The 26,094-nt window shown below is 60.3% G+C and carries 21 protein-coding genes; 11 read left to right on the forward strand and 10 right to left on the reverse strand.

Features of this window, described 5'->3' with window-relative positions; genetic code table 11:
- Nucleotides 1-4: 4 nt before the first annotated feature.
- The 3 genes from rsfS to CKW17_RS23775 all read right to left on the reverse strand — a co-directional run bounded on the left by rsfS (nucleotide 5) and on the right by CKW17_RS23775 (nucleotide 2,534).
- Entirely contained in the window at nucleotides 5-499 is a 495-nt protein-coding gene (rsfS, locus tag CKW17_RS23765) for a ribosome silencing factor (protein ID WP_016986117.1), read from the reverse strand.
- Between the two features lie 72 nt (nucleotides 500-571).
- Nucleotides 572-1,294, reverse strand: coding sequence for a nicotinate-nucleotide adenylyltransferase (gene nadD / locus CKW17_RS23770; protein WP_095122081.1), 723 nt, complete (start codon nucleotides 1,292-1,294; stop codon nucleotides 572-574).
- Nucleotides 1,263-2,534 (reverse strand): glutamate-5-semialdehyde dehydrogenase, encoded by a 1,272-nt coding sequence (locus tag CKW17_RS23775; protein ID WP_095122083.1) that lies wholly within the window; start codon nucleotides 2,532-2,534, stop codon nucleotides 1,263-1,265. The genes nadD and CKW17_RS23775 overlap by 32 nt, the downstream gene beginning before the upstream one ends.
- Before the next feature lie 177 nt (nucleotides 2,535-2,711).
- On the opposite strand from CKW17_RS23775, the gene CKW17_RS23780 reads away from it, so the two are divergent.
- From CKW17_RS23780 to CKW17_RS23795, 4 genes are all read left to right on the forward strand, one after another.
- Nucleotides 2,712-3,407, forward strand: a complete 696-nt coding sequence (locus CKW17_RS23780) for a DNA-3-methyladenine glycosylase (RefSeq protein WP_095122085.1) — start codon at nucleotides 2,712-2,714, stop codon at nucleotides 3,405-3,407.
- Nucleotides 3,408-3,475: 68 nt separating this feature from the next.
- Nucleotides 3,476-4,792 carry a bifunctional DedA family/phosphatase PAP2 family protein gene (locus CKW17_RS23785; protein ID WP_095122087.1) on the forward strand — a complete coding sequence of 439 codons (1,317 nt, stop codon included), beginning with the start codon at nucleotides 3,476-3,478 and terminating at the stop codon, nucleotides 4,790-4,792.
- Between the two features lie 635 nt (nucleotides 4,793-5,427).
- The gene (locus CKW17_RS23790) at nucleotides 5,428-7,191 is read left to right on the forward strand and encodes a hypothetical protein (protein WP_095122089.1); all 1,764 of its coding nucleotides are present in this window, start codon (nucleotides 5,428-5,430) and stop codon (nucleotides 7,189-7,191) included.
- A 118-nt stretch (nucleotides 7,192-7,309) separates the two neighbouring features.
- Nucleotides 7,310-10,807: a calcium-binding protein gene (locus tag CKW17_RS23795; protein ID WP_256586289.1), complete on the forward strand. Its 3,498-nt coding sequence runs from the start codon at nucleotides 7,310-7,312 to the stop codon at nucleotides 10,805-10,807.
- A 156-nt stretch (nucleotides 10,808-10,963) separates the two neighbouring features.
- Here the strand turns inward: CKW17_RS23795 and CKW17_RS23800 are convergent, their stop codons facing one another.
- The 3 genes from CKW17_RS23800 to CKW17_RS23810 are packed head-to-tail and all read right to left on the reverse strand — an operon-like array spanning nucleotide 10,964 to nucleotide 12,643.
- Entirely contained in the window at nucleotides 10,964-11,554 is a 591-nt protein-coding gene (locus CKW17_RS23800; protein ID WP_095122093.1) for an LON peptidase substrate-binding domain-containing protein, read from the reverse strand.
- Between the two features lie 10 nt (nucleotides 11,555-11,564).
- On the reverse strand, nucleotides 11,565-12,281 hold the full coding sequence (locus CKW17_RS23805) for an LrgB family protein (RefSeq protein WP_034153757.1): 717 nt from the start codon (nucleotides 12,279-12,281) through the stop codon (nucleotides 11,565-11,567).
- Nucleotides 12,281-12,643 carry a CidA/LrgA family protein gene (locus CKW17_RS23810; RefSeq protein WP_095122096.1) on the reverse strand — a complete coding sequence of 121 codons (363 nt, stop codon included), beginning with the start codon at nucleotides 12,641-12,643 and terminating at the stop codon, nucleotides 12,281-12,283. The genes CKW17_RS23805 and CKW17_RS23810 overlap by 1 nt, the downstream gene beginning before the upstream one ends.
- Nucleotides 12,644-12,837: 194 nt before the next feature.
- On the opposite strand from CKW17_RS23810, the gene CKW17_RS23815 reads away from it, so the two are divergent.
- The 3 genes from CKW17_RS23815 (at nucleotide 12,838) to CKW17_RS23825 (ending at nucleotide 15,802) form a co-directional block, all read left to right on the forward strand.
- Nucleotides 12,838-13,293 carry a MaoC family dehydratase gene (locus CKW17_RS23815; protein ID WP_007909575.1) on the forward strand — a complete coding sequence of 152 codons (456 nt, stop codon included), beginning with the start codon at nucleotides 12,838-12,840 and terminating at the stop codon, nucleotides 13,291-13,293.
- A 112-nt stretch (nucleotides 13,294-13,405) separates the two neighbouring features.
- Nucleotides 13,406-15,133 (forward strand): C13 family peptidase, encoded by a 1,728-nt coding sequence (locus CKW17_RS23820; RefSeq protein WP_095122098.1) that lies wholly within the window; start codon nucleotides 13,406-13,408, stop codon nucleotides 15,131-15,133.
- Nucleotides 15,134-15,160: 27 nt separating this feature from the next.
- The gene (locus CKW17_RS23825) at nucleotides 15,161-15,802 is read left to right on the forward strand and encodes an oxidoreductase (protein WP_095122100.1); all 642 of its coding nucleotides are present in this window, start codon (nucleotides 15,161-15,163) and stop codon (nucleotides 15,800-15,802) included.
- Between the two features lie 107 nt (nucleotides 15,803-15,909).
- Here CKW17_RS23825 and CKW17_RS23830 read toward each other — a convergent pair whose 3' ends face one another.
- The 4 genes from CKW17_RS23830 to CKW17_RS23845 all read right to left on the reverse strand — a co-directional run bounded on the left by CKW17_RS23830 (nucleotide 15,910) and on the right by CKW17_RS23845 (nucleotide 20,344).
- On the reverse strand, nucleotides 15,910-16,194 hold the full coding sequence (locus CKW17_RS23830) for a YceK/YidQ family lipoprotein (RefSeq protein WP_095122102.1): 285 nt from the start codon (nucleotides 16,192-16,194) through the stop codon (nucleotides 15,910-15,912).
- Nucleotides 16,187-16,819, reverse strand: a complete 633-nt coding sequence (gene ubiX, locus CKW17_RS23835; RefSeq protein WP_095122104.1) for a flavin prenyltransferase UbiX — start codon at nucleotides 16,817-16,819, stop codon at nucleotides 16,187-16,189. The genes CKW17_RS23830 and ubiX overlap by 8 nt, the downstream gene beginning before the upstream one ends.
- On the reverse strand, nucleotides 16,816-18,165 hold the full coding sequence (gene mpl / locus CKW17_RS23840) for a UDP-N-acetylmuramate:L-alanyl-gamma-D-glutamyl-meso-diaminopimelate ligase (protein WP_095122106.1): 1,350 nt from the start codon (nucleotides 18,163-18,165) through the stop codon (nucleotides 16,816-16,818). Before mpl ends, ubiX begins: the two co-directional genes overlap by 4 nt.
- Nucleotides 18,166-18,430: 265 nt before the next feature.
- Nucleotides 18,431-20,344, reverse strand: a complete 1,914-nt coding sequence (locus CKW17_RS23845) for a sigma-54-dependent Fis family transcriptional regulator (protein ID WP_095122108.1) — start codon at nucleotides 20,342-20,344, stop codon at nucleotides 18,431-18,433.
- A gap of 301 nt (nucleotides 20,345-20,645) precedes the next feature.
- Between CKW17_RS23845 and CKW17_RS23850 the strand changes: the two genes are divergently transcribed.
- From CKW17_RS23850 to eutC, 4 genes are all read left to right on the forward strand, one after another.
- Nucleotides 20,646-22,166 carry an aldehyde dehydrogenase family protein gene (locus CKW17_RS23850; RefSeq protein ID WP_016984137.1) on the forward strand — a complete coding sequence of 507 codons (1,521 nt, stop codon included), beginning with the start codon at nucleotides 20,646-20,648 and terminating at the stop codon, nucleotides 22,164-22,166.
- Between the two features lie 179 nt (nucleotides 22,167-22,345).
- A complete protein-coding gene (eat, locus tag CKW17_RS23855) occupies nucleotides 22,346-23,797 on the forward strand; it encodes an ethanolamine permease (protein WP_095122110.1) in 1,452 nt (483 codons plus the stop codon).
- Nucleotides 23,798-23,849: 52 nt separating this feature from the next.
- Nucleotides 23,850-25,244 carry an ethanolamine ammonia-lyase subunit EutB gene (locus CKW17_RS23860; protein ID WP_095122112.1) on the forward strand — a complete coding sequence of 465 codons (1,395 nt, stop codon included), beginning with the start codon at nucleotides 23,850-23,852 and terminating at the stop codon, nucleotides 25,242-25,244.
- Complete coding sequence (gene eutC, locus CKW17_RS23865) at nucleotides 25,241-26,074, forward strand: ethanolamine ammonia-lyase subunit EutC (RefSeq protein WP_371850967.1); 834 nt, start codon at nucleotides 25,241-25,243, stop codon at nucleotides 26,072-26,074. Before CKW17_RS23860 ends, eutC begins: the two co-directional genes overlap by 4 nt.
- The last annotated feature ends 20 nt before the right edge of the window (nucleotides 26,075-26,094 follow it).

The raw sequence follows: 26,094 nt of genomic DNA on the forward strand, positions 1-26,094 counted from the left end.
TCCCTTACAGCTGGTCTTTGTTGAGCTTGGTGAAATGCTCGTGGGTGTTTTCCGGGCTGTGGTGCTTGGCGTCGGCCGCACGGCTTTGCTCGGCACCGGCCCACAGGCGCTCCAGATCGTAGAACTGACGTGCCGAGGCAGTCATCATGTGCACGATTACCAGGTCCAGGTCGAGCAGCACCCAGTCACTGTCGCCCTTGCCTTCTTCGCCCAGCGGCTTGGCGCCCTGCTTTTTGACTTCTTCGCGAACCTTGTCGAGCATCGCGTTGATCTGGCGGTTGGACGTACCGGTGGCGATGATCATGTAGTCAGTGATGCTCTGCTTGTCGCGAACATCAATGATCTGGATGTCTTGTGCCTTGACGTCTTCCAGCGCAGCTACAGCCAGCTTGACCAGCTCGTCGCCCTTCAGCGGCTCATTGGTGTTGACCGGTTCTGGCAGCGGGGCGCTCTTGAATGTGCCTTTGCGCTTTACTTTGGTTTGGTCTTTGTCAGTCATATAAAACTCGTTTTGCTCGTATATTCGGCGGCTTGGCGACACGTGGATTCGTATCAGTGAAGCACGCCTTGTTCAGTTCGACGCACGGTACAGACCGTGCGCATCGATGTAGGCCAGGACCGCGTCGGGCACCAGGAAACGTACCGACTTACCGCTGGCCAGCAGTTGACGGATCTGGGTGGCGGAAACCGCGAGCGGTGTCTGCCAGACGAATGCAATCTGTCCGCTCGGCCCTTTCAGGGCCAGCGGGTCGCTCACCGAACGCGCTGCCAGCAGGTTGCGCAAGGCATCCGGCGGTTCGCTGTCGGCGTCCGGGCGCTGTAGCACCAGGATATGGCAATGCTGGAGCAACTCTTCCCAGCGGTGCCAAGTGGGCAGGCCGCAAAATGCGTCCCAGCCCAAAAGCAGAAAAACCTGGGTCTCGGCGGGCATTTCAGCGCGCATCGACTCCAGGGTATCAATGGTCCAGGACGGCTTGTCCCGCTGCAATTCGCGGGCGTCCACCACCAGCGACGGCAATCCGGCCACCGCACACTCGACCATCGCCAAGCGATCCTGCGCCGACACCTGCGGCGTACCGCGATGTGGCGGCCGCGCATTCGGCATCAGGCGCAACTCGTCGAGCGCCAGCGCTTCGGCAACTTCCAGCCCACCACGCAAATGGCCGATGTGCACCGGGTCGAACGTACCGCCCAGTACGCCGATACGACGGGGGCGGGGCTCGCTGCCGGTTTGCGGCGCTGTCAGGTCGAGGTCGGTCAAGTCAGACCGGCGCCTGGCCGCGCAACTGGCCATCACCGACCACGACATACTTCTCGCAAGTCAGTCCTTCGAGACCTACCGGGCCACGGGCGTGCAGCTTATCAGTAGAAATGCCGATCTCGGCACCCAAACCGTATTCAAATCCATCGGCGAAGCACGTCGGTGTGTTGATCATCACCGACGCCGAGTCGACTTCCGCCACAAACCGGCGGGTGTCGGCGAGGTTTTCGCTGACGATCGAGTCGGTGTGATGGGAGCCGTAATGGTTGATGTGTTCAATGGCCTGATCCAGACCGTCGACCACACGGATCGACAGGATCGGCGCCAGATATTCGGTGTTCCAGTCGTCTTCGCTGGCGGCAACGGCGTCGATGATCGCCCGAGTGCGTTCGCAGCCGCGCAGTTCGACGCCTTTTTCGCGGAACTGCGCCGCCATCGACGGCAGGAAATCCTGCGCAACAGTTTCGTCAACCAGCAAGGTCTCCATCGCACCGCAGATGCCATAACGATAAGTCTTGGCATTGAAGGCGATGCGCTGGGCTTTCGCCAGATCGGCATGGGCGCTGACGTAGACGTGGCAGATACCGTCCAGATGTTTGATCACCGGCACCCGGGCATCGCGGCTGATGCGCTCGATCAGGCCACGGCCACCGCGCGGCACGATCACGTCGACGTACTCAGGCATGGTGATCATCGCGCCAACGGCGGCACGGTCGGTGGTTTCGACCACTTGCACCACGGCGGCGGGCAACTCGGCCTCGGCCAGACCGCGCTGAATGCACGCGGCAATCGCCCGGTTGGAATGAATCGCTTCAGAGCCACCGCGCAGAATGGTCGCGTTGCCGGACTTCAGGCACAGGCTGGCGGCATCGATGGTCACGTTTGGCCGGGATTCATAGATGATCCCGATCACGCCCAGTGGCACGCGCATTTTGCCGACCTGAATCCCCGACGGACGGAAGCTCATGTCACGGATCGCACCGACCGGATCCGGCAGCGCGGCGACCTGACGCAAACCGACGATCATGCCGTCGATGCGCGCCGGGGTCAGCTCCAGACGCTCCAGCAGGGCCGGCTCCAGACCATTGGCGCGACCGGCAGCCAGATCCTGCTCATTGGCGGCGGCAAGCTCGGCCCGCGCGGCGTCCAGGGCATTGGCAGCAGCCTGCAAGGCGCGGTTCTTCTGCGCGGTGCTGGCACGGCCGATGACCCGGGAAGCTGCGCGGGCGGCGCGACCCAATCGGGTCATGTAGTCAAGAACGGACTCAGTCATGGTCTGCTGGGGTCTTGGCAAAGAGGAAAGCGGCAGATTATAGCTGTCGCGTCCCGGGACTAACAGCGGTGACGGGCGGATGGTCGAAATGAACGCTGATTCGCCGGTGTTCAGGCTCAATTAAGCCGTGCGTTGTTATCATCTCGACCTCTTCAGCCTGGATAAACATTGCCCGCCATGTCCAACCTGACCGTTCGCAACCGCGCCGAACGCCTGCCGCTGGGGCTCCCGGACACGTTTTTCGACCGTGACGCGCAAGTGCTGGCCCGCGATCTGCTCGGCAAAGTCATCCGCCATCGGATCGGCGACCTCTGGCTCAGTGCGCGAATCATTGAAACCGAAGCGTATTACTGCGCAGAAAAAGGCAGTCACGCCTCCCTCGGCTATACAGAAAAACGTAAGGCTTTGTTTCTGGATGGCGGACACATCTATATGTATTACGCCCGCGGGGGTGACTCCCTGAACTTCAGCGCACAGGGGCCGGGCAATGCCGTACTGATCAAATCCGCCTATCCGTGGGTCGATGAAATCAGCGGCCCGGCGAGCCTGGCGCAGATGCTGCTGAACAATCCGGATGCCCAGGGACGTCCGCGCCCGTCGCAGAAGCTCTGCGCCGGTCAGACCTTGCTGTGCAAAGCACTGGGCTTGAAAGTTCCGATGTGGGACGCCAAACGTTTCGATCACCAATTACTTCTGGTAGAAGACACCGGGCCTGCGCCGTCGCACATCATTCAAACCACACGCCTGGGCATTCCCCATGGCCGTGACGAGCACTTGATGTACCGCTTCGTCGACTCAGCTTATGCGCAATGGTGCACGCGGAACCCGCTTCGACGCGGCCAGGTCGAAGGCCGGGATTATTTCTTGCTGTGACTCCCCAATGCAGGAGTTGCCGAAGGCTGCTCCTACACAGGGTTAATCAATGATTGGAGTTTTTCTGTATGGGCCCATGGCTCGATAGCGTGACCGGTTGGCTGGCGGCCAATCCACAGTGGCTGGCCGCGGCGGTATTCATTGTTGCCTTTGTCGAATGCCTGGCGATTGCGGGGCTGATCGTGCCTGGCACGGTGCTGCTGTTTGCCGTGGCCGCACTGGCTGGCAGCGGCGCGCTGTCGTTGAGTGAAACCCTGTTGCTGGGCTTCCTCGGCGGCATCCTTGGCGATTTGATCTCGTACTTTCTCGGCCGACATTTCCACCAGAACATCCGACGACTGCCGGGACTGCGCCATCACCCGGAATGGATGGCCGGCGCCGAAACCTATTTCCAGCGCTACGGGATCGCCAGCCTGTTGGTAGGACGCTTTATCGGCCCACTGCGCCCGATGCTGCCAATGGTCGCCGGGATGTGCGACATGCCCTTCCCACGCTTCGCCGCCGTCAGCTTGTTGGCCGCCGCAGGCTGGAGCCTGGCCTATCTGTTGCCCGGTTGGGCCACCGGCGCGGCGTTTCGCTTGCCATTGCCGGAGGGTTTCTGGCTTGAGGCCGGGATCGTCGCTGCCAGCATCGCGGTCATGGTCGGTCTCAGCGCGAACAGCAGCCTGCGCCGTCACCGCCGGGCGACGCTGTGGATCAGCAGCATGAGCCTGTTGATTCTGCTCGGTCTGTTCATCGGCTATCCGTATTTGACAGCCCTCGACCAAGGCGTGATGACGCTGGTGCAGGAACATCGCCAACCGCTGCTGGATGAAATCGCCGTCACCTTTACCCTGATCGGCGAGTTCCGCAACATGCTGATGTTCAGCATTCTGCTGACAGGTCTGCTGTTGCTGTGCCGCCAGTGGCGTCAGGCGATTTTTGCCGCAAGTACCCTGCTGTGCACGGCGCTGGCCAACACGGTGACCAAGCTGTTTTTCGCAAGGGTTCGTCCGGAAATACTGACCGACCCGATTACCAGCTTCAGCATGCCCAGTGGCCATGCCTCGGGTTCGTTCGCACTATTCCTGACCCTGGGCGTCCTCGCTGGCCGCGGCCAACCACCCCGCATGCGCTTGACCTGGCTGCTGGTTGGCTGCATTCCGGCCCTGGCAATTGCCCTTTCACGGGTTTACCTGGGTGCGCACTGGCCGACCGATGTGCTGGCCGGCGCGATGCTGGCGGCATGTGTCTGTGCTGCAAGCCTGTGGCTGAACCAGCGCCAGGGCCCCCTCAATGCAATGCCTTTCAAAGTCTGGTGGCTGATTCTGCCGGCACTGGTGGCACTGTTCAGTTTCTTCGCGTTTCGCCACCTGCCCCACACACTATTGCGTTACGCGTACTGATTAAACCTGTTTGTCCCTTTCCCCTATCCGCCACTCTTTGAGGATTATTCCGACAAGAGTGGCGCGATCTCCCTACGCCCCCTTAATACCTTCCCGGTAAGTATTCCTCGCTTAATAACTCCAACTACCTACATCACCCCACTCTATAAAACTCAAGTTACATATTTAACCGCAGCATCGTAACAACGCGCCCACTGCCCGACAAAAAATCAATTACATTGAAACCGCCAGAACTTCAAACCAAAACAATCAAACAACCACTGACAAACTTTCACATGCAACACACAACATCCCACGCACTCAACCAGCAACTTAAAGCCCCCATGAGCCCAATCAACTCCGAGTAATCCATGAGTCCAAAAACACCGCGCAAACCACCCACTGTATCGTCGCAACCCATCGAATCCATTACGCCACCCGCGCGCCAGCCGGACTTCGCTTCTACACGTGCACACTGGCCTTTCGATTCCCGTGTTTCAACACACCCCACTCGCCCCCAGACGCCTGATCCGGCCATCGATTACCCCCCGCCAGCCACGTTGCACATCAGCGAAATGCCGACACGGAGCATTGACGGCCACGCGAACGAACACCCTGTGGATAAATACTGGCTTCACGCCCCTTTCCTGCGGGGAATGCAATCTGCCAACGATGAGGGCTGGCGTTTCATCGTCGGCCGCCGGTTTGTCGATGTCGAACACGACGGAGGCCTGCGCACCGCGCATGTCGATCTGGACGAAAAACTCAAAGTCTATCGGCTGAAACTGCTCAAAGACCGTCATGCACTTGGCCCGATCATCTACAAAAATGAAGGGCGGCCAACCTGGCGCCTGACCTCCGACGACATCGCCACCAACCGTGTCCGCCAGACCGCACAAACGGCAGGCGAGCCTGCTCCCAAGCGTCGCTCTGCATTCACGGACGAACAGATCGATCAGCCCTCTGCTGCCAAACAACCGCGCACGATGGAGGCGCCGACATTCATCGACCCGAACCGCTACAGGCCATCGGATCGTTCTCCGGATGCTCAGGGCTACTACGAACTTGAACCGAGACCGGGCTCAACGCGAACCGACACACTGTTTGCGTTCCGCGATCAATACGCCCGATGGATTCAGGTCGCCCCGCCCGTCAACGGGTTTGGCGCCCCCGCCACGCATTTGCAGCAATGGACCGATCATCAGATATGGCAGGCGTACGCCGTGGAAGGCCAGGACATCGCGCGATTCCGGATCGAGGCCCAGGCTTCGGGCGGCCCGCCACGCTGGGCCGAGCCACGAGACCTGCCGAACGCGGTCGAGGCATTGGTAGGCAGTTCACTGCGCTGGCTGCATCCGTCCATGACCGCGACAGAACGCGAGACATTCCTGCAGTCATACAACTTGCTGCCAGGCCAGTTGACCCGCTTGCAGCAGCACCTCAAAAGCGAGCTGACGATGCCGGCGTGGGCAACGGCGCATAAACGTCTGACGCAAGACATCGGCAACCCGCATCGCCTCGACCAGCTGAGTCAGGATGCTATCAGCGAACTGCATTTGAAACGCCACCCGCGCCATGACTGGTACGACCCGGAACGCCTTTTGACCGTTGAGCTGCGCGAAGCGCTGTTGGCCAAACTGGGTTACCTGCGCAACCAGCACAACTGCCTTTATCGAACCGACGTGCCGGCGCTGTTTCGCGGGGATGAACGCACACCGTTCGAATTGGCGAATGACGACACTATGCTGCCCCGCTACGCACACAGTCCCGGAGCCTCCACGCATAAACCGATGAGCGCCACGTTCAGCCTCAAGGAAGGGCAGATGTATGCCAGCGCACCGGACCCGGAATACCTGCGATTCAACAGCCAGACCAACAAATATCCCGGCAGAGCCGCAGACGATGCGTCCCCTGACAGCGATGCCGGTAACAGCAGCGACAGCAGCGCCTCTTCCGACTGGTCGGATGCCGCAAGTCCGGTCGCGATGGACCGTGAACGCAACTACGAACGGACCCGGGAGCGCCAGACACAAATGTTTATCTATGTACTGGACACCCGAGGCCTGGAAGTGGTCCCCCATGAAGTGAACTATCTGTTCAACTCGTCTGCCCTCGACGCTCCGACCACCCGGTTTCCCTCGGATGATCACGAAGGCCTGATTTCCGTGACCAAAAAAGGTCTGGACGCCAAGCGCGTCTGGTTGCTGGATTCAACCCTGAGCAAAGCGGCGAACGTTTACGACATCCAGGAACAGGCCGGCGCAAACGCCGAACGCATCGAAGCGGCAACCCACGCGGGGCGTGCCAACCACCATGAATACGATCGACTGATCGATGCCGCGCAAGCGGCGGGCAAACCGATACTCAAACTTTCCGGCAATAAAGACGAGTTCGGCGATGACATCACCTGGCCTGAATAAATGCGCCTGAGTGCCTGTACTCGCAACAACTTTTCCTGATTCAAATCAGTTAAACGCCTTATTCAAACCGGTACGGAAACCGGGGCGGCACAACGCTTATCATTAAAAGGATCAATTCGTGGCAAAACTTATAGAACCGGCAATCGAAATACCTCTTGGCCCCACTCTGCAGGTCACCGCAATCAGTCGTTCGGCCAATACTCATGCGCCTGCAGCCAACAATACTGAAGCCACTTCCACACTTTCAAACATAACAACAGACACACTCATTGAAGGCGATGGCGTAAAACACACACTCAAATCCCTCGATAAACATTTCGGCCCCCTGCGCATCGGTGAAGTCTGGGTGAGCCGTGTGGAACTCAAGGCCTTGGGCGCCACGGTCAACGGCCAGGTCATCAGTGCGGCGAACGCCAGCATGAAAACACCGGACCAGGCCTTTCTGAATGCACTCAACTTCAACTCGGCAACGGTCGAGACACGCGTCAGACACGCGGACATCGCCGACAGCGGGGTCGTGGCCACCCTCTTCTTTGAAATTGCCTGCAAACGTTCCAGCGATGCCTCGGCGCTGTTCGTCAGCGCCAGACCGCTGCCCGCCGGCAGCGGAATGGATCGCCTGAACCAACTGAGCCACGCGGCACAAACCCTGGACATTCATCGCGTCGATTCGTTTGAAAACGCACCGGGCTGGGTCAGCAAATCCAAAAGCTACCTGATGAGTGGTGCCGGTGTCGGCTTGCAGGCATTCGGGATTTACAGCGGCTACATGGCGATGATGGATGCCATCAAAAAAGGCCACACCCTGGAAGCCGTCTACCAGGGGAGTTCGATTGCTGCCGAATTGGGTTCTCTGATCATCGAACGCGGCCTGACCAAAACCGGCGAAGCGATGCTCAGAAACGGTTCGAGGGCGTTTGGGCGATTCCCGCTGACGTCGGCCGGCAAATACCTGAGTCGGGGTGCCGGCCTCTTTGCCAGCGCAATCACCCTGCCATTCGACATCAACGACGCCGTGTCCTCGTTCAATGCGGCCGCGGCGACCAGCGGCAAGGAGGCACAGGATCACTACGTCGCCGGCGCTCTGAGTGTCGCCAGTGCGGGCATCAGCCTGGCGCTGGGCGCAGCGGCGCTGGCCGGTTTTGGCAGTGTCGCCGGTCCGTTGGGCCTGGCCGCAGCGGCCATCCTCATTCTCGGATCGATGATTTACCAGGCCGCGCGAGTGGTCGACGATATTGATGATTACATCGAACTGAGCGCCCATGAACGCTTGCGCTCCGGCTGGTTCGCCTTCACCGGGCAGGAGCTGGATCAAGAAGTGCTGGACCGCTTCAAAATCTCCAAGGCATTCAGTGATTACACCCGGCAACGGGAGGTCTCGACCAAAGCCTTGCTGGAAGGTGCCTACAAGAACTTTGCGGAATATGTGGTCAACGGCAGCTTCAGTGTCGAACTGCAACCCTTGAAAATCTGGCGTCACCAATGGAATGAGCGCGCCGGAGAGCAAGCGTTCAAGCTCGACAGCGAAACAGTCATCATCGGCGGCGACGACATCATTGATGCCCGCGACGGCATACCGCCAAACCTCGCGGGTAGCGTCAAAGGTACGCCCGGCGATGACAAAGGCGTGTTCTGGCGCCTCGATGACGGCAACGACCAGGTCGTCGGGGTCAAGGACAAACCTAACTTCTTCAGCTATCGGGAGGGCACGAAGACCCTGACCGGGGGCAGCAAGGCCGATGAGTTTTACTTCGAAACCACCGACAAGTTGCTCAATCAGCAAGCAGCGCCATCCGGTATCAGCACGCTCGATGGCGGCGAAGGTTCCGACACCCTGGCCTTTGAAGGCCGCCGCCCCGTCACTGATACTCGCCACCTCGGTTACAACATCAATCTGCAGACCGGCAAGGTCGCCCTGCGCAGCCATGACCAGACCACGACTGCGATCGAGATCGCACACGTGCGCGCGATCGAAAACATCTCGACATTGCGCAATGGTGTCAGTCTGGTCACCGGGAGCAGCGAGGCCAATCGCATTTCGGCCAATGGCAATGATCACATCGCGGCCGGTGACGGTGACGATACCATTGCCATCCGCGGTGCCGATTGCCGTGTTGACGGAGGTCTCGGCCTGGATCGCTACTACATCGCGGACACCTCAGCCAGGACCACGATCATTGAAGACGGTGAGCAGTCGAGTGTCATCGAACTGGGCTGGCCCATCGAATGGATCCAGCGTTGGCAGATCGTCGGCACCTCACTGCTCGTCAGTTCATTGCGTGGCCGGGATGGTGAGGACCCCGAGCATGTCCTGACTATCGAAAACATCTACCAATGGGTCGACGGTCAACGTCACCTGAAAAATGGCCAATTGCTGTTCAAGACTCAGGACGGCTATGAACTGCTGCCTGCCCTGCCATCGCTGATGCAAGGGGCGCCGGCGCAGGATGTTGAAGTGGTCGTCAGTGTCATCGGCAAATCCGCTGCCACCGAGATCATCAATGGCGGCACGGTCACGCTCACGGAGCAGGGATCGAAGCGGCATTTTGTGGCACGCACCGAGCGCAGGGTCGAATTCGTTGCCGGGCCCGACCTGCCCAAAACCTCCAGAGTCATCTATCTGGATTACAAGGATGCCGAGATGGTCGATGTGGTCGTCAATTACCATGTCGAGAAGCGCGCGGGCGTATCGCTCAACTCCCACCTGTACTACAGCGACATCAATATCTCGCTGTTGCTTCCGGAGAAAATAGTGACACTCAAGGGCGTCGTCCAGACATCGACGTACGCCAATGGCTACAGCGGCCAAAACAGCCTGAAGGTCACGACTGCTCATCTGGCACAGGACATTGCCGTGGTAATGCAGGACGGCGTTTCTTACCGGCTGCAACTGCCCGATCTGCCCTATCTCTCGGACGCCATGGAACCGGGCAGCAAGATTCGCAAGGCCGCTGGCTGCCTGAAGCCAAGACATGGTGAATATCTGTTTTCCCGGCCAACGATTGCTCGCACCATCGCGCTGCCAGCCACACCCAACCGGGTCGATATAGAGACCGCATCCCACAACGGCATCTATGTTCTCCAAGGCGCAAGTTCGTCCTACGACATCTACCTGACCAGCAACATGATCATTCGCCTGATGACTCCGGGAGCCCAGGCAAGAACGAGCAATGCCTCGACCTGGAATCTGTTCACCGCCCGAATGACCGAGGCGATCAGCCGCGATGACATCAAACTGGACGCCGAGCGCCTGTGGGTGGGGAGTGCCCTGATCGAGTTGCCGACCATAGAAGATGACATGCCGGTCGAGTCGGTGAGCGTAGTGACCCGCTCCGGCAACATCTATGAGGTCGCCTTGCTGTTTGAAGTGCTGCAACTTTACCTGATCAACGCTCAGAGCTATTCGAGCGTCGATAGCCTGCTGGCCGACATTCGCCTGCACCGGCAACGCAATGAGCTGGCCGCCAGAATCATTGTCCAGAACCTTGGCGTGACGACGAAACTGGACGGCACGCTGTATTACAACTCGACAAAAGACTACTGGGGAATCGACAGCAACCCGGCCTTGCGGATCAAACCCGAAGACCTGGTCATAGCGCCGGCCAGCGCCTCTTGACCCTGACCGAAGCTGCTTGATGCCAAGCGCCCGATGTGATGTTCCTCGTCACATCGGAGCCTGACCATTATTGGGCCCGACAACGAGTTCCTGTGAGTCTTGCCGAAGCAAAGCCCAAACACTGCGGGCAGATGGCAGGGGCTCATCGAAGTGTAACTATGCGAACAATTCGCCCTGCAACTCATCGAGCAATGCCTGGATTGCATCGAGTCGCTGTTGCGGATCATCGAGTTGTAGCAGGTCGATTTTGTCTTCTTCAGCGAAAGGCAACAGATAGGCCAATTGATTGGCCAATGACTGCTGCCCCAGCGCTTCGATGCCCATGTTCAGCGCCTCGACCATCGGGTGCTCCGCCAATGCCTTGAGCAGTGCCATCAGGTCGGCGTCTTCGTCCTGCAACGGTTGCTCGGGCTCCTCGTCCAGCCACTCGACATCGGCGATGATCAATTGATCACGCTGCACCTCGGTGCGTAACACGTTGAAACGTCGAGCGCCCTGCACCCGAATCCCCAGCAGACCATTGTCCTGCTGCTGGAAATCGGTGATGCGCGCCTCACATCCGACCAAGGCAAAACCTTCAGGGGCAGCGCCGACTTCATGGCCCTCAAGGATGCACACGACGCCGAAGCCTGCGCCCTGTTTCATGCAGCGGCCGATCATGTCCAGATAGCGCGCCTCGAATATCTGCAAATCGAGATTGCAACCGGGAAACAGCACCGTGTTCAGCGGGAAAAGCGGCAGACTCATAGACATTTCCTTACACCACCATCGACACCGCCAACGGCAGGAACACCGCCGTGGCCACGCCCATCAGACTCATCGCCAGCGCCGCAAAGGCACCGCACTCATCACTTTCCTGCATGGCCACTGCCGTGCCGACCGCGTGGGCGGTCATGCCAAGCGCCATGCCGCGCGCTTCCGGGCTGTGCACACCGAGGCGGTTCAACAGCGTCGGACCAAAAATCGCGCCAATCACCCCGGTGATCAATACGAACACAGCGGCCAGTGCCGCAACACCACCGATCTGCTCGGCGACCAACATGGCAATCGGCGAGGTCACCGACTTCGGCGCCATGGTCATCAGGATCATGTGCTCGGCACCGAACCACCAGCCCAGCGCCACGCCCATGCCCGTGGCCACGACACCGCCTATCACCAGCGTAGTAAAAATCGGCCAGAACAATTGCCGAATACGTCGCAGGTTGAGATACAGCGGCACGGCCAGCGCCACCGTCGCCGGGCCCAGCAGAATGCTGAGGATCTCGGTGCTCTTGCGGTACTCGGCGTAGGTCAGGCCGCAGCCGACCAGCACGCCGATCACCAACAGCATGGAGACCAGCACCGGTTGCAGAAAGATCCAGCGGGTTTTCTCGAACGCCGCCAGCACCAGTTGATAGGCACCGAGGGTGATGCCGATGCCGAACAGCGGGTGATGAATGACCGAAGCCCAGGCGCCCTGCCAGTCGAAAAGCATCAGGACTCCTCCGACGCAGGCACGTGACGTTTGACCAGACGCTGCATCAGCACGCCGGCAAAAGCCATCGACAGGATCAGCGACAGCACCAGCGCGCCGACAATCGCCCAGAAATCCGCGGCAATGTCGCTCGCATAAACCATCACGCCCACGGCCGGCGGCACCAACAACAAAGGCAGATAACGCAGCAGGCTGCCGGCCGCGAGATTCAGCGGTTCGCCGACTTCACCGCGAATGATCAGAAAGACCAGCAACAGCAGCAGACCGATGATCGGCCCCGGCAGTACCGGCAACAGCAAATGATTGAGCGCCGTACCGAGCAATTGGAACAGCACCAGCATGGTCAGGCCACGTAGCAACATCCGACATCTCCGTCTTACTTTCCACTGTGCAAGTCGCCCGCATTATAAGCACGCCTGCGCTATGGACCGGCATTCGCCAAAAGCATGGTCGGTTGACCGGAGCAAATCGCCATGATGATCTACAGTGGTTCGCAGGGAGGTCAAATCCCCCCACCTGAAAAACTATAAAACCGATGAACCCAAGGAGAGTCTCAATGCCCTATGTTCCCGTTGCAGAGCTCAAAGATTATGTCGGCAAGGAACTCGGACGTTCCGAATGGCTCACCATCGATCAGGAACGCATCAACCTGTTCGCCGAAGCCACCGGGGATTATCAGTTCATTCACGTCGACCCGGTCAAAGCCGCGCAAACACCTTTCGGCAGCACCATTGCTCACGGTTTCCTGTCGTTGTCGCTGATCCCCAAATTGATGGAAGACATCCTGATCCTGCCGCAAGGCGTGAAGATGGTCGTCAACTACGGCCTGGACAGCGTGCGTTTCATCCAGCCAGTGAAGGTCAATTCCAAAGTCCGCCTGAAGGTCGATCTGGGCGAAGTGACCGAGAAAAAACCTGGGCAGTGGCTGCTCAAAGCCACCGCGACACTGGAGATAGAAGGCTCGGACAAACCGGCCTATATCGCCGAGCCACTGTCGCTCTGCTTCGTCTGATCGTTCCGGATGCGAAGCAGCGCACGCTGTTTCGCGTCAACACTGGTTTTACCGGCTGCATTAGGTCACATAGCTGCGGCATACTCGGTCGCCTAATTGCCCGGATCCCGCTATGCGCTCACTTGCTCGTCTTGCACCCCTTGCCTTGACCCTGATGCTCACCGCTTGCGGCGACGGCGAATCGCTGTTGCCGCCGGATGCGCGCCTGCCCGACGGCGGACGCTATCGCGGTGAACTGGTCGATGGCTTGCTGCAAGGTCAGGGCCGTGTCGACTACCCCAACGGCAGTTGGTACGCCGGCCAGTTCGACAAAGGCCAGTGGCATGGGCAGGGCGAATGGCATGGCAGCAACGGCGAGGTCTATCGCGGACAGTTTCAGCAAGGCCTGTTCGACGGTCAGGGCAGCCTGACCACCAACGCCAGCAGCTACACCGGCGGCTTCAAACAGGGACGCCGCGAAGGCGAAGGCACCCTGAAAGAAAACGCCATGACCTACCGTGGCGAATTCAAGGCTGATCAGTATTCCGGGCTCGGCCGTCTGGAAATGGACGACGGCAGCTCCTATCAAGGCCAGTTCGCCCACGGCAAACCCAACGGCGAAGGCCAGCGTGGCGACGCCAGCGGCAACTCGTTCACCGGGCATTTCGTCAACGGGCAGCTGGAAGGCAACGGTACCTTCAACAGCGCTGACGGCGATATCTACGTCGGCGGTTTCAAGAACAACCAACTGCATGGCAAGGGCCGCTACGAAAACGCCGACGGCGATGTCTGGCTCGGCCAGTTCAAGGAAGGCGCGCTGACTGGTAAGGGCGAGTTGATCGGCGCCGACGGCAGCCATTACATCGGCGCGTTCAGCGACTGGCGCTTCAGCGGTCAGGGTCGTTTGAACCTGCCTGATGGCAGCTTCTACATCGGCGGCTTTGACAACGACAGCTACGCCGGACGCGGCACCCTGGTGCTGACCGATGGCAGCGTGATGAGTGGCACCTGGATCAACGGCCAGCGCGTGCGCGATGCCGATGGCAAGTTGCTGCCCGATATCCTCGAACTCGGTTTGCTCGCTCAGGGCCGTCTGCTTGATGACGCCTTGGCCGCCATTCCCGCTTCAACTCCAGCGGTCGAGCTGTACACCCTGACCCTCGGTGGCGACGGCAAGCAAAGCGTGTTCCTGCGCGAATCCGATTACGTCGCCAACATGCTCAACACGCGCTTCGGCGCCTATGGCCAGATTCGTCTGGTCAATCACCGCGATCACCTCGGCGACCGGCCGATGGCCACCCGCGAAAACCTGCGCCGCGCCGCGCAAACCCTCGCCGAACGCAGCGGCCCGGAAGATCTGCTGTTCATCTACCTGACCAGCCACGGCACCGCCGAGCATGAACTGGTGCTCGACCAACCGCGCATGGAGCTGGCCGACCTGCCTGCCGATGAACTCGCTGCCGTGCTGGCACCGCTGAAAAACCGCGACAAAATCATCGTGATTTCCTCGTGCTATTCCGGTGGATTCATCCCGGCGCTGAAAGACGAACGCACGCTGATCATGACCGCCTCGCGCGCCGATCGGGTGTCCTTCGGCTGTTCGGAAGAAGCCAACTTCACCTATTTCGGCGACGCCCTGTTCGCCCAGGCGCTGAACCAGACCGATGATCTGGAGCAAGCCTTCAAACTGGCCAAGGCCACCGTCGCCGAACGGGAACTGGCGGACAATTTCGAAGCCTCGGAGCCGCAGATCTGGGCGCCGAAAACCGTGTTGTCGCACTGGCAACTGTTGCGCAAACAGCAAGCAAGAAAAGCTTTGCAAAGTGCTGCATTGAACGACGGAGCGATAAAGAGCAACTAAGCTGAACAGTATCAAGGGAGAGACACTATGTACTTGACGCCTCAGCACGTATTGCTTGCCGGAGCCACCGGTTTGACCGGTGAACATCTACTCGACCGTTTGCTCAACGAGCCAACGATTTCTCGCGTGCTCGCCCCTTCCCGTCGCCCCTTGGCCGAACATCCGCACCTGGAAAACCCCGTCGGCGACCCGCAGGTGTTTCTGCCGCAACTCAGCGGCCGGGTCGATATCGCCTATTGCTGCCTCGGCACCACCATCAAACAAGCAGGCTCGGAAGCGGCGTTTCGCGCGGTGGATCTGGACATGGTCGTGGCGTTCGCCAAACGCGCGCGGGAGATGGGCGCGCGGCATCTGATTGTGATCAGCGCGATTGGCGCCGATCCGAAATCATCGGTTTTTTACAATCGGGTCAAAGGCGAAATGGAGCAGGCACTGCGTGCGCAGGACTGGCCACAACTGACCATTTGCCGGCCTTCACTGTTGTTGGGTGAACGGACAGAACCGCGTCTGGCCGAACAACTGGCCGGGCCGTTGTCGAAGCTGATTCCAGGTAAATACCGTGGCATCGAAGCGTGCCATTTGGCGCGGGCGATGTGGCGGTTGGCGCTGGAAGAGCAGGACGGGGTACGGGTGATCGAGTCGGATGGGCTGCGCAAGCTGGGCAAATAATCTATCGCGTCAGGAAGAAAGCTTTCGCGAGCAGGCTCGCTCCCACATTTGCACTGCATCCCCCTGTGGGAGCGAGCCTGCTCGCGAATGGAGTGCGCAGCGCTCCCCTACAATCCACCAGTCGCCTGAAAACCCACGCCAATCACCGTCAGCAATGACAACGGCAGCAACAGCGTATCGAGCAACGCACTCGCTGGCAGGTCCACCCCCGGATAACTTGGCGCCTCAGCCCCGAACCGATCCATCGCGCAGCACCCGCCATTCAGCGCATAAAGATCCAGACGCGTCCCGGAGTACACCACCGGTGCCCCCGGTTTGGCCGCATCCAGCGTGCGCGCTGTCGCACACCCGGTCAGCAACAACACCAGCCCAATCACCAGCAGCTTATTCATCGCTGCTCAGATGGTGCTCACCCCAACGCGGCAACATGTCCTGGGGAATACCCAGCAGATTGAGAATCCGCGCCACGACGAAATCGATCAGGTCATCGATGGTCTGCGGCTGATGATAGAAACCCGGCGAGGCCGGCAGAATCGTCACGCCCATGTTCGACAGTTTGAGCATGTGCTCCAGATGAATGCTCGAATACGGCGCTTCACGCGGCACCAGAATCAACTGGCGGCGCTCCTTCAACGTCACATCGGCGGCGCGTTCGATCAAGTTGTTGCAGGCGCCCGTGGCAATTGCCGATAGCGTGCCCGTGGAGCATGGCACCACGACCATCGCCGCCGGAGCGCCAGACCCCGAGGCCACCGGCGACATCCAGTCTTCCTTGCCGTACACGCGGATCTGCCCAGCGGCAGCCCCGGTGTATTCGGTCAGGAAGGCCTGCATCATTTGCGGCTTGGGCGGCAGCGTGACATCGGTCTCGGTCGCCATGACCAGTTGTGCGGCCTTGGAGATCAGGAAGTGCACTTCGCGATCTTCACGCACCAGACAATCGAGCAGACGTAGACCGTATTGCGCGCCGGACGCGCCGGTCATCGCCAGCGTGATGCGTTCGGGGCCATTGTTCATACCAGCGCCTCGGCGAGTTTGCCGTGCAGGCCGCCGAAGCCGCCGTTGCTCATGATCACCACGTGCGTGCCGGGCTGAGCCTGGCTCTTCACGCGTTCGATAATGCCTTCCAGCGAGTCGCTGACAATCGACGGCACGGTGCACAACGCGGCAGTGCCGGCCAGATCCCAGCCGAGGTTGGCCGGGGCGTACCAGATCACTTGATCGGCATCGACCACACTGTCCGGCAAACCGTCACGGTGCGCGCCAAGTTTCATCGAGTTGGAGCGCGGTTCGATGATCGCGATCAGCGGTGCGTCGCCGATGCGTTTGCGCAAACCGTCGAGGGTGGTAGCAATCGCAGTCGGGTGGTGGGCAAAGTCGTCGTAGATGGTGATGCCGCGGACTTCGGCGACTTTCTCCATGCGGCGTTTGACGTTCTTGAACGCGCTCAACCCGGCGATGCCCATCGACGGCACTACGCCAACATGGCGCGCAGCCGCCAATGCAGCCAAGGCGTTGGCGACGTTGTGCTGACCGGTCAGCTCCCACTCGACGGTGCCTTGCGACACGCCTTCGAACATCACTTCGAACGCGGAACCGTCTTCGCTGAGCAGTTTGACTTGCCACTGACCGCCGGCACCGGTGGTTTGCACCGGGGTCCAGCAGCCCATTTCGATCACACGCTGCAAGGCTGGCTCGGTGGTCGGGTGGATGACCAGACCTTCGCTTGGGATGGTGCGCACCAAGTGATGGAATTGCCGCTCGATCGCCGGCAGATCCGGGAAGATGTCGGCATGATCGAACTCAAGGTTATTGAGGATCGCGGTGCGCGGACGGTAGTGAACGAACTTCGAACGCTTGTCGAAGAAGGCGCTGTCGTATTCGTCAGCCTCGATCACGAAGAACGGCGTACCGCCCAAGCGTGCCGACACCGAGAAATTCTGCGGCACACCACCGATCAGGAAGCCCGGGCTCATGCCGGCGTGTTCCAGGACCCAAGCGAGCATGCTGCTGGTGGTGGTTTTACCGTGCGTGCCAGCCACCGCCAAGACCCAGCGACCTTGCAGCACATGGTCAGCCAGCCACTGCGGGCCGGAGACGTATGGCAGGCCTTTGTTCAGCACATATTCCACCGCCGGGTTGCCGCGGGACATGGCGTTGCCGATCACCACCAGATCCGGTGCAGGATCGAGCTGCGCCGGGTCATAGCCCTGCGTCAGTTGAATGCCTTGGGCTTCCAGCTGTGTGCTCATCGGTGGATAGACGTTGGCGTCGGAGCCGGTCACGTGATGGCCCAGCTCTTTGGCCAACACCGCCATCGAGCCCATGAAAGTCCCGCAGATACCCAGAATATGAATGTGCATAGTCGACCTCGTAAACATGGCCGCAGGTTAGCGTAGGGAGGGGGAAATCGCACTCTTTAGGTGAGGGGCGGGGTGGGTGGGCCGTAACATCTCGACTCGACTGCAGACTGCCGCCCTCACCCCAGCCCTCTCCCAGAGGGAGAGGGAGCCGATCTGCGTTGCTTTCTAATCCTGGGTTCGACTCGATAACTCAGGTCGGCGTAGATCAGTAGAGCGACTCGGTCAGTCCCCTCTCCCTCTGGGAGAGGGCTAGGGTGATGGCCTTCTAACTGACACGACGCTCAATGCCATGCTTACGCAGTTTTCTATAGAGCGTATTACGGCTGACCCCAAGCTGTTCCGCCGTATGCGTCATGTGCCACCGCGTCTGCTCCAGCGTTTTAAGCAGCGCAATCCGCTCGGCGTCTTCCAGTGGATGTTCAGATGAATCAGGCTGAAAAATCGGCACCCGCCCCTGCCGAATCATCCCCGGCAAATCCTCAATCCCGATCCGCCCGTCATCACACAACGCCGCCAGCGTGCGCAACACATTGCGCAACTGCCGCACATTGCCCGGCCAATTGAACGCCAGCAAAGCCTGACGCGCCGCCTCGTCGATCAGGATCGCTTCACCGCCCGCCTCCTCGGCCAGCAAAAAATCCAGCAACTGCGATTTATCACTGCGCGCGCGTAATGCCGGCAACCCCACTTCCAGCCCATTGAGCCGGTAATACAAATCCTCGCGAAAGCTGCCATCCGCTACCCGCTCCAGCAGATTGCGGTGGGTGGCACTGATGATCCGCACGTTGACCGATTCCGGCTCGCCGCCAATCGGCACCACCTGCCGATCTTCCAGCACCCGCAACAGACGAGTCTGCAAGGCCAGCGGCATATCGCCAATTTCATCGAGAAACAGCGTGCCGCCATCGGCCTGCTGCAACTTGCCGCGCATACCGTCCTTGCGTGCGCCGGTGAAACTGCCGCCGCGATAGCCGAACAGTTCGCTCTCGATCAGGCTTTCCGGAATCGCCGCGCAGTTGAGTGCAACGAAGGCTTTGGCGGAGCGTTGACTGGCCTGATGCACAGCCTTGGCGAAGGCTTCCTTGCCGGAGCCGGTTTCGCCGTTGATCAGCAGCGGCACATCACGTTCGAAGACGCGCAGGGCTTTGCGGAAATCGGCCTGCAATGCCTCGTCACCGAGGCAAATGCCCGACAGGCGCGGCGCCTCAGCGACCACCGGCGTCGATACCATCGGTACAGTTTTGCGCGATTCCCCGCGCAACACGGCAAACAGATACCGCCCGTCACGGGTGCGCAGCGGCCAACTGGCGCTGGCATTCGCACTGGCGCGGCCAAGCAATTCATCCAGCGAACAATCGAAAAACGCCTCCACCGGTTTACCGAGCAAGCCGCCACGAATATGCCCGAGCAAATTCAGCGCACTCTGGTTGACCGCGCTGATCCGCCCTTCCCCGTCAAACGCCAGCAAGCCCTCGCTGAACAACCCGACCGATTCGGCCTGCAGATGAAAGCGCAGCAACCATTGGTTATCGAAACAGCGCAGGAAGTAGCAACTCTCGATCATCTTCGCCGACAGATTGACCAGCGCCATGGTGTGGAACTGGCTTTGCCGCGAGACATCGTGGCGCGCCGAAGACACGTCGAGCACCGCGAGCAGTTCGCCATGCGGGTCGAACACCGGGCTCGCCGAGCAAGTCAGCCCTGTGTGGCGACCGCGAAAGTGTTCATCCTGATGAATGGTCAGCGCCTGGCGCTCGACCAGACAGGTGCCGATGCCGTTGGTGCCTTCGCAAGCCTCGCTCCAGTCCGCACCGAGCCACAGGCCGGCGCGTTCGAAGATCTTGCGTTCGGCCGGCGCGGTGACGCAGTTGAGGATCACCCCGCGCGCGTCGGTCAGCAATACCGCGTGGCCGGCGCCGGAGAGTTGTTGATGCAGGCTGCTCATTTCATTGCCGGCGATCTGCAACACCTGTTGCAGACGTTCGCGGCTTTCCAGTACCCGGCCGTGTTCGAGCACGGTCGGCGCCATGCTCAGCGCCGGGTCGAGGTGGTAGTCCTCCAGACAGCGCAGCCACGAACGGGCAATCGACGGATCGGCACCGGGCCCGTGCAGGTGCGGTTTGCCCTGGGTAGCAGTGAGAACCTGTTGGGCATGGCGACTCAAATGGTTGTCGTGCATTTCTTATTGTTCTCCCCGAGGCTCGACGGCCCAATGCTGAGGTGACGCCCAGCATCCTCCAGCCACCGACGCATTGCAATGCTGGCAAGACTGCCCGGTCACCGGCTGTGCCGAAAGCGGTACAAACTGTCACCCGAGCTGTACCGAAACCGTCACAGACGCCATCCGCTCGTCCGAGACAAACCACCCAAGCCCTTGATTTACCTGCCCTGCACGGCAGTGGCCCGACCTTTGCTCTACGCTTATAGCAAGCGCACTTGCGCGTTTCTCTAATAAGTACAAAGCCAAGGAGAACATCATCATGCGTTACGCTCACCCCGGTACTGAAGGCGCCAAAGTCTCGTTCAAAGCCAAGTACGGTAACTACATCGGCGGCGAGTTCGTCGCGCCTGTCAAAGGTCAGTACTTCACCAATACCTCCCCAGTGAATGGCCAGCCGATTGCCGAATTCCCCCGCTCCACTGCCGAAGACATCGACAAGGCACTGGACGCCGCCCACGCCGCTGCCGACGCGTGGGGCGCGACCTCCGTGCAGGCGCGCTCGCTGATCCTGCTGAAAATCGCCGACCGCATCGAACAGAACCTCGAGCTGCTGGCGATCACCGAAACCTGGGACAACGGCAAAGCCATTCGCGAAACTCTCAACGCCGACATCCCGCTGGCCGCCGACCATTTCCGCTACTTCGCCGGTTGCCTGCGCGCTCAGGAAGGCAGCGCTGCCGAAATCGACGGCAACACCGTGGCCTATCACATTCACGAACCGCTGGGCGTGGTCGGCCAGATCATCCCGTGGAACTTCCCGATCCTGATGGCCGCGTGGAAACTCGCACCGGCGCTGGCTGCCGGTAACTGCGTAGTACTCAAACCTGCCGAGCAAACCCCGCTGGGCATTACCGTGTTGCTGGAACTGATCGGCGACCTGCTGCCACCGGGCGTGCTGAACATTGTCCAGGGTTATGGCAAGGAAGCCGGCGAAGCGCTGGCGACCAGCAAACGCATCGCCAAAATCGCTTTCACCGGCTCGACCCCGGTTGGCTCGCACATCATGAAATGCGCCGCCGAAAACATCATTCCGTCCACTGTGGAACTGGGCGGCAAATCGCCGAATATCTTCTTCGAAGACATCATGCAGGCCGAACCGACCTTTATCGAGAAAGCCGCTGAAGGCCTGGTGCTGGCGTTCTTCAACCAGGGCGAAGTCTGCACCTGCCCTTCCCGCGCATTGGTGCAGGAATCGATCTACGACGAGTTCATGGCCGTCGTCATGAAGAAAGTCCTGCAGATCAAGCGCGGCGATCCGCTGGACACCGACACCATGGTCGGCGCGCAGGCGTCCGAGCAGCAATTCGACAAAATCCTTTCGTACCTGGAAATTGCCAAGGGCGAAGGCGCCGAGCTGCTGACCGGTGGCAAGGTGGAAAAACTCGAGGGCAATCTGTCGACCGGTTATTACATCCAGCCGACCCTGCTCAAGGGCACCAACAAGATGCGCGTGTTCCAGGAAGAAATCTTCGGCCCGGTGGTGAGCATCACCACGTTCAAGGACGAAGCCGAAGCCCTGGCCATCGCCAACGACACCGAGTTCGGCCTCGGCGCCGGTCTGTGGACTCGCGACATCAACCGCGCCTACCGCATGGGCCGCGCGATCAAGGCCGGTCGTGTGTGGACCAACTGCTACCACCTGTACCCGGCACACGCTGCATTTGGCGGGTACAAGAAGTCCGGCGTTGGCCGTGAAACTCACAAGATGATGCTCGATCACTATCAGCAGACGAAAAACCTGCTGGTGAGCTACGACATCAATCCGTTGGGCTTCTTCTAAACCCGCAGCACTGATCGTTCCCACGCTCTGCGTGGGAATGCCGCCCGGGACGCTCCGCGTCCCACCAAAAGCCGAACGCAGAGCGTCCGTTGAGGCATCCCCACGCAGAGCGTGGGGACGATCATGCTACCCACCGGCAAAAAAGCCGGGCCAATACAACAATAAGAAAGGTAAACCCTATGCCTAGCGAATCCCCGGCTGGCGCTCCGGCGTCCGGCACCTCCGTCGACTTTGAAAAAGTCGGATCGGATTACTTTCAACAACGCGAACTGAAAAAAGGTGCCGCCGGCTGGGTACTGCTGGTGGGTCTGGGCGTTGCCTACGTGATTTCCGGTGACTATGCCGGCTGGAACTTCGGCCTCGCTCAGGGTGGCTGGGGCGGCATGTTCCTGGCGACGCTGCTGATGGCCACCATGTACCTGTGCATGTGCTTTTCTCTGGCCGAGTTGTCTTCGATGATCCCCACCGCCGGCGGTGGCTACGGTTTTGCCCGCAGTGCATTCGGGCCGTGGGGCGGGTTTCTCACCGGCACCGCGATTCTCATCGAATACGCCATTGCCCCTGCGGCTATCGCGGTGTTCATCGGAGCCTACTGCGAATCGCTGTTCGGCATCGGCGGCTGGATGATCTATCTGGCCTTCTACATCATTTTCATTGCCATCCACATATTCGGGGTCGGCGAAGCGCTCAAGCTGATGTTTGTCATCACCGCCGTCGCCGCGCTGGCGCTGGGGGTGTTTCTGGTGGCGATGGTGCCGCACTTCGACGTCGCCAACCTGCTCGACATTCCGGTCACTGCCGCGGCGGGTGCCAGTCCGTTTCTGCCATTCGGCTATGTCGGCGTCTGGGCGGCGATTCCCTATGCGATCTGGTTCTTCCTTGCCGTCGAAGGCGTGCCGCTGGCCGCCGAGGAAACCAAGAACCCCAAACGTGATCTGCCGCGCGGCTTGATCGGCGCCATGTTGGTGCTGCTCATGTTTGCCCTGCTGATTCTGATCGTCGGTCCCGGCGGTGCGGGTGCCAACTCGCTGCTGACCTCCGGTAACCCGTTGGTCGAAGCTTTGAGCAAAGCCTATGGCGGCTCGACCTGGATGGGCAGTTTCGTCAACCTCGTGGGGCTGGCCGGACTGATCGCGAGTTTCTTCTCGATCATCTACGCGTACTCGCGGCAGATTTTCGCGCTGTCCCGGGCCGGCTACCTGCCACGCAAACTGTCCGAAACCAATAAAAGCAAGGCACCGGTCCTGGCGCTGGTGATTCCCGGCATCATCGGTTTCGGCCTGTCGCTGACCGGCCAGGGCGATCTGCTGATTCTGGTGGCGGTGTTCGGCGCAACCATTTCCTACGTGCTGATGATGGCCGCGCACATCACCTTGCGGATTCGCCGCCCCAAAATGGACCGGCCGTACCGCACACCGGGCGGCATCTTCACCTCCGGCGTGGCCTTGGTGCTGGCGTGCATCGCCGTGGTCGCAGGCTTCCTGGTCGATCCACGGGTGGTAATCGGTGCCGCCGTCATCTATGGAGTGTTAATTGCTTACTTTGCGTTCTACAGTCGACATCACTTGGTAGCAGGCACGCCGGAAGAAGAATTCGCGGCGATCCAGAAGGCTGAGCAAGCCTTGCACTGAGTGCCGACAATCCCGGCGCAGGCTCGGTCTGCGCCGTCACGGAGAATTGTGTATGGCCAGTTTCGCTCACACGGTCGGCGCCCAGACCTATCGCTTCGACAGCCTCAAGGACGTCATGGCCAAGGCCAGCCCGGCGCGCTCCGGGGATTTCCTCGCCGGTGTCGCCGCCCTCAACGACGGCGAGCGGGTGGCTGCGCAAATGGCGCTGGCCGACATCCCGCTCACGCATTTCCTGCAAGAGGCGCTGATTCCTTACGAGTCCGATGAAGTCACCCGGCTGATCATCGACACCCACGACAAGCAAGCTTTCACCGTGGTCAGCCACCTCACCGTCGGCGGCTTTCGCGACTGGCTGCTCAGCGACGCCGCCGATGAAACCAGCCTGCGTAACCTCGCCCCCGGCCTGACCCCGGAAATGGTCGCGGCGGTATCAAAGATCATGCGCGTGCAGGATCTGGTGCTGGTGGCGCAAAAGATCCGTGTCGTAACGAAGTTTCGCGGCACCCTTGGCCTGCGCGGACGTTTGTCGACGCGCCTGCAACCCAATCACCCCACCGACGAGCCATCCGGCATCGCCGCGAGCATTCTCGACGGGCTGCTCTACGGCAATGGCGACGCGATGATCGGCATCAACCCGGCCACCGACAGCATCGCCTCGATCTGCGCAATGCTGGAAATGCTCGACGCGATCATCCAGCGCTACGACATCCCGACCCAGGCCTGCGTACTGACCCACGTCACCACCTCCATCGAGGCGATCAACCGTGGCGTGCCGCTGGATCTGGTATTCCAGTCGATCGCCGGCACCGAAGCGGCCAACGCCAGTTTCGGCATCAACCTGAATGTCTTGCAGGAAGGCTACGACGCCGGCCTGAGCCTGAATCGCGGCACCCTCGGGCAGAACCTGATGTATTTCGAAACCGGACAGGGCAGTGCACTATCGGCCAATGCTCATCACGGCGTCGATCAACAGACCTGCGAAACCCGGGCCTACGCCGTGGCGCGACATTTCAAGCCGTTTTTGGTGAACACCGTCGTAGGATTTATCGGCCCGGAGTACCTGTACAACGGCAAACAGATCATCCGCGCCGGCCTCGAAGACCATTTCTGCGGCAAGCTGCTCGGCGTGCCGATGGGCTGCGACATCTGCTACACCAACCATGCCGAAGCCGATCAGGACGACATGGACACCCTGCTGACCCTCTTGGGTGTGGCCGGGATCAACTTCATCATGGGCATCCCCGGCTCCGACGACATCATGCTCAACTACCAGACCACTTCATTCCACGACGCGCTCTACGCCCGCCAGACCCTGGGCTTGAAACCGGCGCCGGAGTTCGAGCAATGGCTGGCGAACATGGGCATCTTCACGCAAGCGGACGGCAAGGTTCGCTTTGGCAACAACTTGCCGCCGGCCTTCCGCCAGGCATTGGCGCAACTGGGATGAGTCACATGGAAAAACCGCCCGTGGACCCGCAAAACCCGTGGCTGGAACTGCGCCGCCTGACCCCGGCGCGCATCGCCCTCGGCCGCAGCGGCACCAGCCTGCCGACCAACGCGCAGCTGGATTTCCAGTTTGCCCACGCGCAAGCGCGCGATGCTGTGCATCTGCCTTTTGATCATGCCGGACTCAGTGCGCAATTGAATGAACGCGGGCGCGAAAGCCTGCTGTTGCACAGCGCCGCTGCGGATCGAAACAGTTATCTGCAACGCCCGGATCTGGGCCGCAAGCTCAGCGATGAATCGGCGCAGGCCTTGCGTGATTACGCGGCGGCGCATCCCGGCGGTGTCGATCTGGCGATTGTCGTGGCCGATGGCCTTTCGGCGTTGGCGGTGCATCGGCATACGTTGCCGTTTCTCAATCGGCTGGAAGAGCAAATGAGCGCTGACGGCTGGTCGATGGCGCCCGTGGTTCTGGTGGAACAGGGACGCGTTGCCGTCGGTGATGAAATCGGCCAGTTGCTCGGCGCAAAAATGCTGGTAATGCTGATCGGCGAGCGCCCGGGCCTCAGTTCGCCGGACAGCCTCGGTTTATATTTCACCTACAATCCAAAGGTCGGACTGACCGATGCCTACCGCAACTGCATTTCCAATGTGCGGCTCGAAGGCTTGAGCTACGGCATGGCGGCGCACCGCTTGCTCTATCTGATGCGCGAAGCCTGTCGGCGGCAGTTGTCGGGGGTCAACCTGAAGGACGAAGCACAGGTTCAGACGCTGGAATCGGACGCCGGTGTAGACATGAAAGGCAATTTCCTACTCGATCCGCCCCCAACCTGAACCGTTTCCGCATTGCGTTT

Source organism: Pseudomonas sp. Irchel s3f10 (genome assembly GCF_900187515.1).
GTDB classification, from domain to species: Bacteria; Pseudomonadota; Gammaproteobacteria; order Pseudomonadales; family Pseudomonadaceae; genus Aquipseudomonas; species Aquipseudomonas tensinigenes.

Bases quoted from the DNA above. Each gene is read 5' to 3' on its own strand.
- CKW17_RS23780 (WP_095122085.1), top strand. From the start codon at position 2,712: ATGTCCAACCTGACCGTTCGCAACCGCGCCGAACGCCTGCCGCTGGGG.
- CKW17_RS23785 (WP_095122087.1), top strand. From the start codon at position 3,476: ATGGGCCCATGGCTCGATAGCGTGACCGGTTGGCTGGCGGCCAATCCA.
- CKW17_RS23805 (WP_034153757.1), bottom strand. From the start codon at position 12,281: ATGCTTTTCGACTGGCAGGGCGCCTGGGCTTCGGTCATTCATCACCCG.
- CKW17_RS23800 (WP_095122093.1), bottom strand. From the start codon at position 11,554: ATGAGTCTGCCGCTTTTCCCGCTGAACACGGTGCTGTTTCCCGGTTGC.
- mpl (WP_095122106.1), bottom strand. From the start codon at position 18,165: ATGCACATTCATATTCTGGGTATCTGCGGGACTTTCATGGGCTCGATG.
- CKW17_RS23790 (WP_095122089.1), top strand. From the start codon at position 5,428: ATGCAATCTGCCAACGATGAGGGCTGGCGTTTCATCGTCGGCCGCCGG.
- CKW17_RS23810 (WP_095122096.1), bottom strand. From the start codon at position 12,643: ATGTTGCTACGTGGCCTGACCATGCTGGTGCTGTTCCAATTGCTCGGT.
- CKW17_RS23825 (WP_095122100.1), top strand. From the start codon at position 15,161: ATGTACTTGACGCCTCAGCACGTATTGCTTGCCGGAGCCACCGGTTTG.
- nadD (WP_095122081.1), bottom strand. From the start codon at position 1,294: ATGGCCAGTTGCGCGGCCAGGCGCCGGTCTGACTTGACCGACCTCGAC.
- CKW17_RS23775 (WP_095122083.1), bottom strand. From the start codon at position 2,534: ATGACTGAGTCCGTTCTTGACTACATGACCCGATTGGGTCGCGCCGCC.
- eat (WP_095122110.1), top strand. From the start codon at position 22,346: ATGCCTAGCGAATCCCCGGCTGGCGCTCCGGCGTCCGGCACCTCCGTC.
- CKW17_RS23830 (WP_095122102.1), bottom strand. From the start codon at position 16,194: ATGAATAAGCTGCTGGTGATTGGGCTGGTGTTGTTGCTGACCGGGTGT.
- CKW17_RS23845 (WP_095122108.1), bottom strand. From the start codon at position 20,344: ATGCACGACAACCATTTGAGTCGCCATGCCCAACAGGTTCTCACTGCT.
- eutC (WP_371850967.1), top strand. From the start codon at position 25,241: ATGAGTCACATGGAAAAACCGCCCGTGGACCCGCAAAACCCGTGGCTG.
- ubiX (WP_095122104.1), bottom strand. From the start codon at position 16,819: ATGAACAATGGCCCCGAACGCATCACGCTGGCGATGACCGGCGCGTCC.
- CKW17_RS23850 (WP_016984137.1), top strand. From the start codon at position 20,646: ATGCGTTACGCTCACCCCGGTACTGAAGGCGCCAAAGTCTCGTTCAAA.
- rsfS (WP_016986117.1), bottom strand. From the start codon at position 499: ATGACTGACAAAGACCAAACCAAAGTAAAGCGCAAAGGCACATTCAAG.
- CKW17_RS23815 (WP_007909575.1), top strand. From the start codon at position 12,838: ATGCCCTATGTTCCCGTTGCAGAGCTCAAAGATTATGTCGGCAAGGAA.
- CKW17_RS23860 (WP_095122112.1), top strand. From the start codon at position 23,850: ATGGCCAGTTTCGCTCACACGGTCGGCGCCCAGACCTATCGCTTCGAC.
- CKW17_RS23820 (WP_095122098.1), top strand. From the start codon at position 13,406: ATGCGCTCACTTGCTCGTCTTGCACCCCTTGCCTTGACCCTGATGCTC.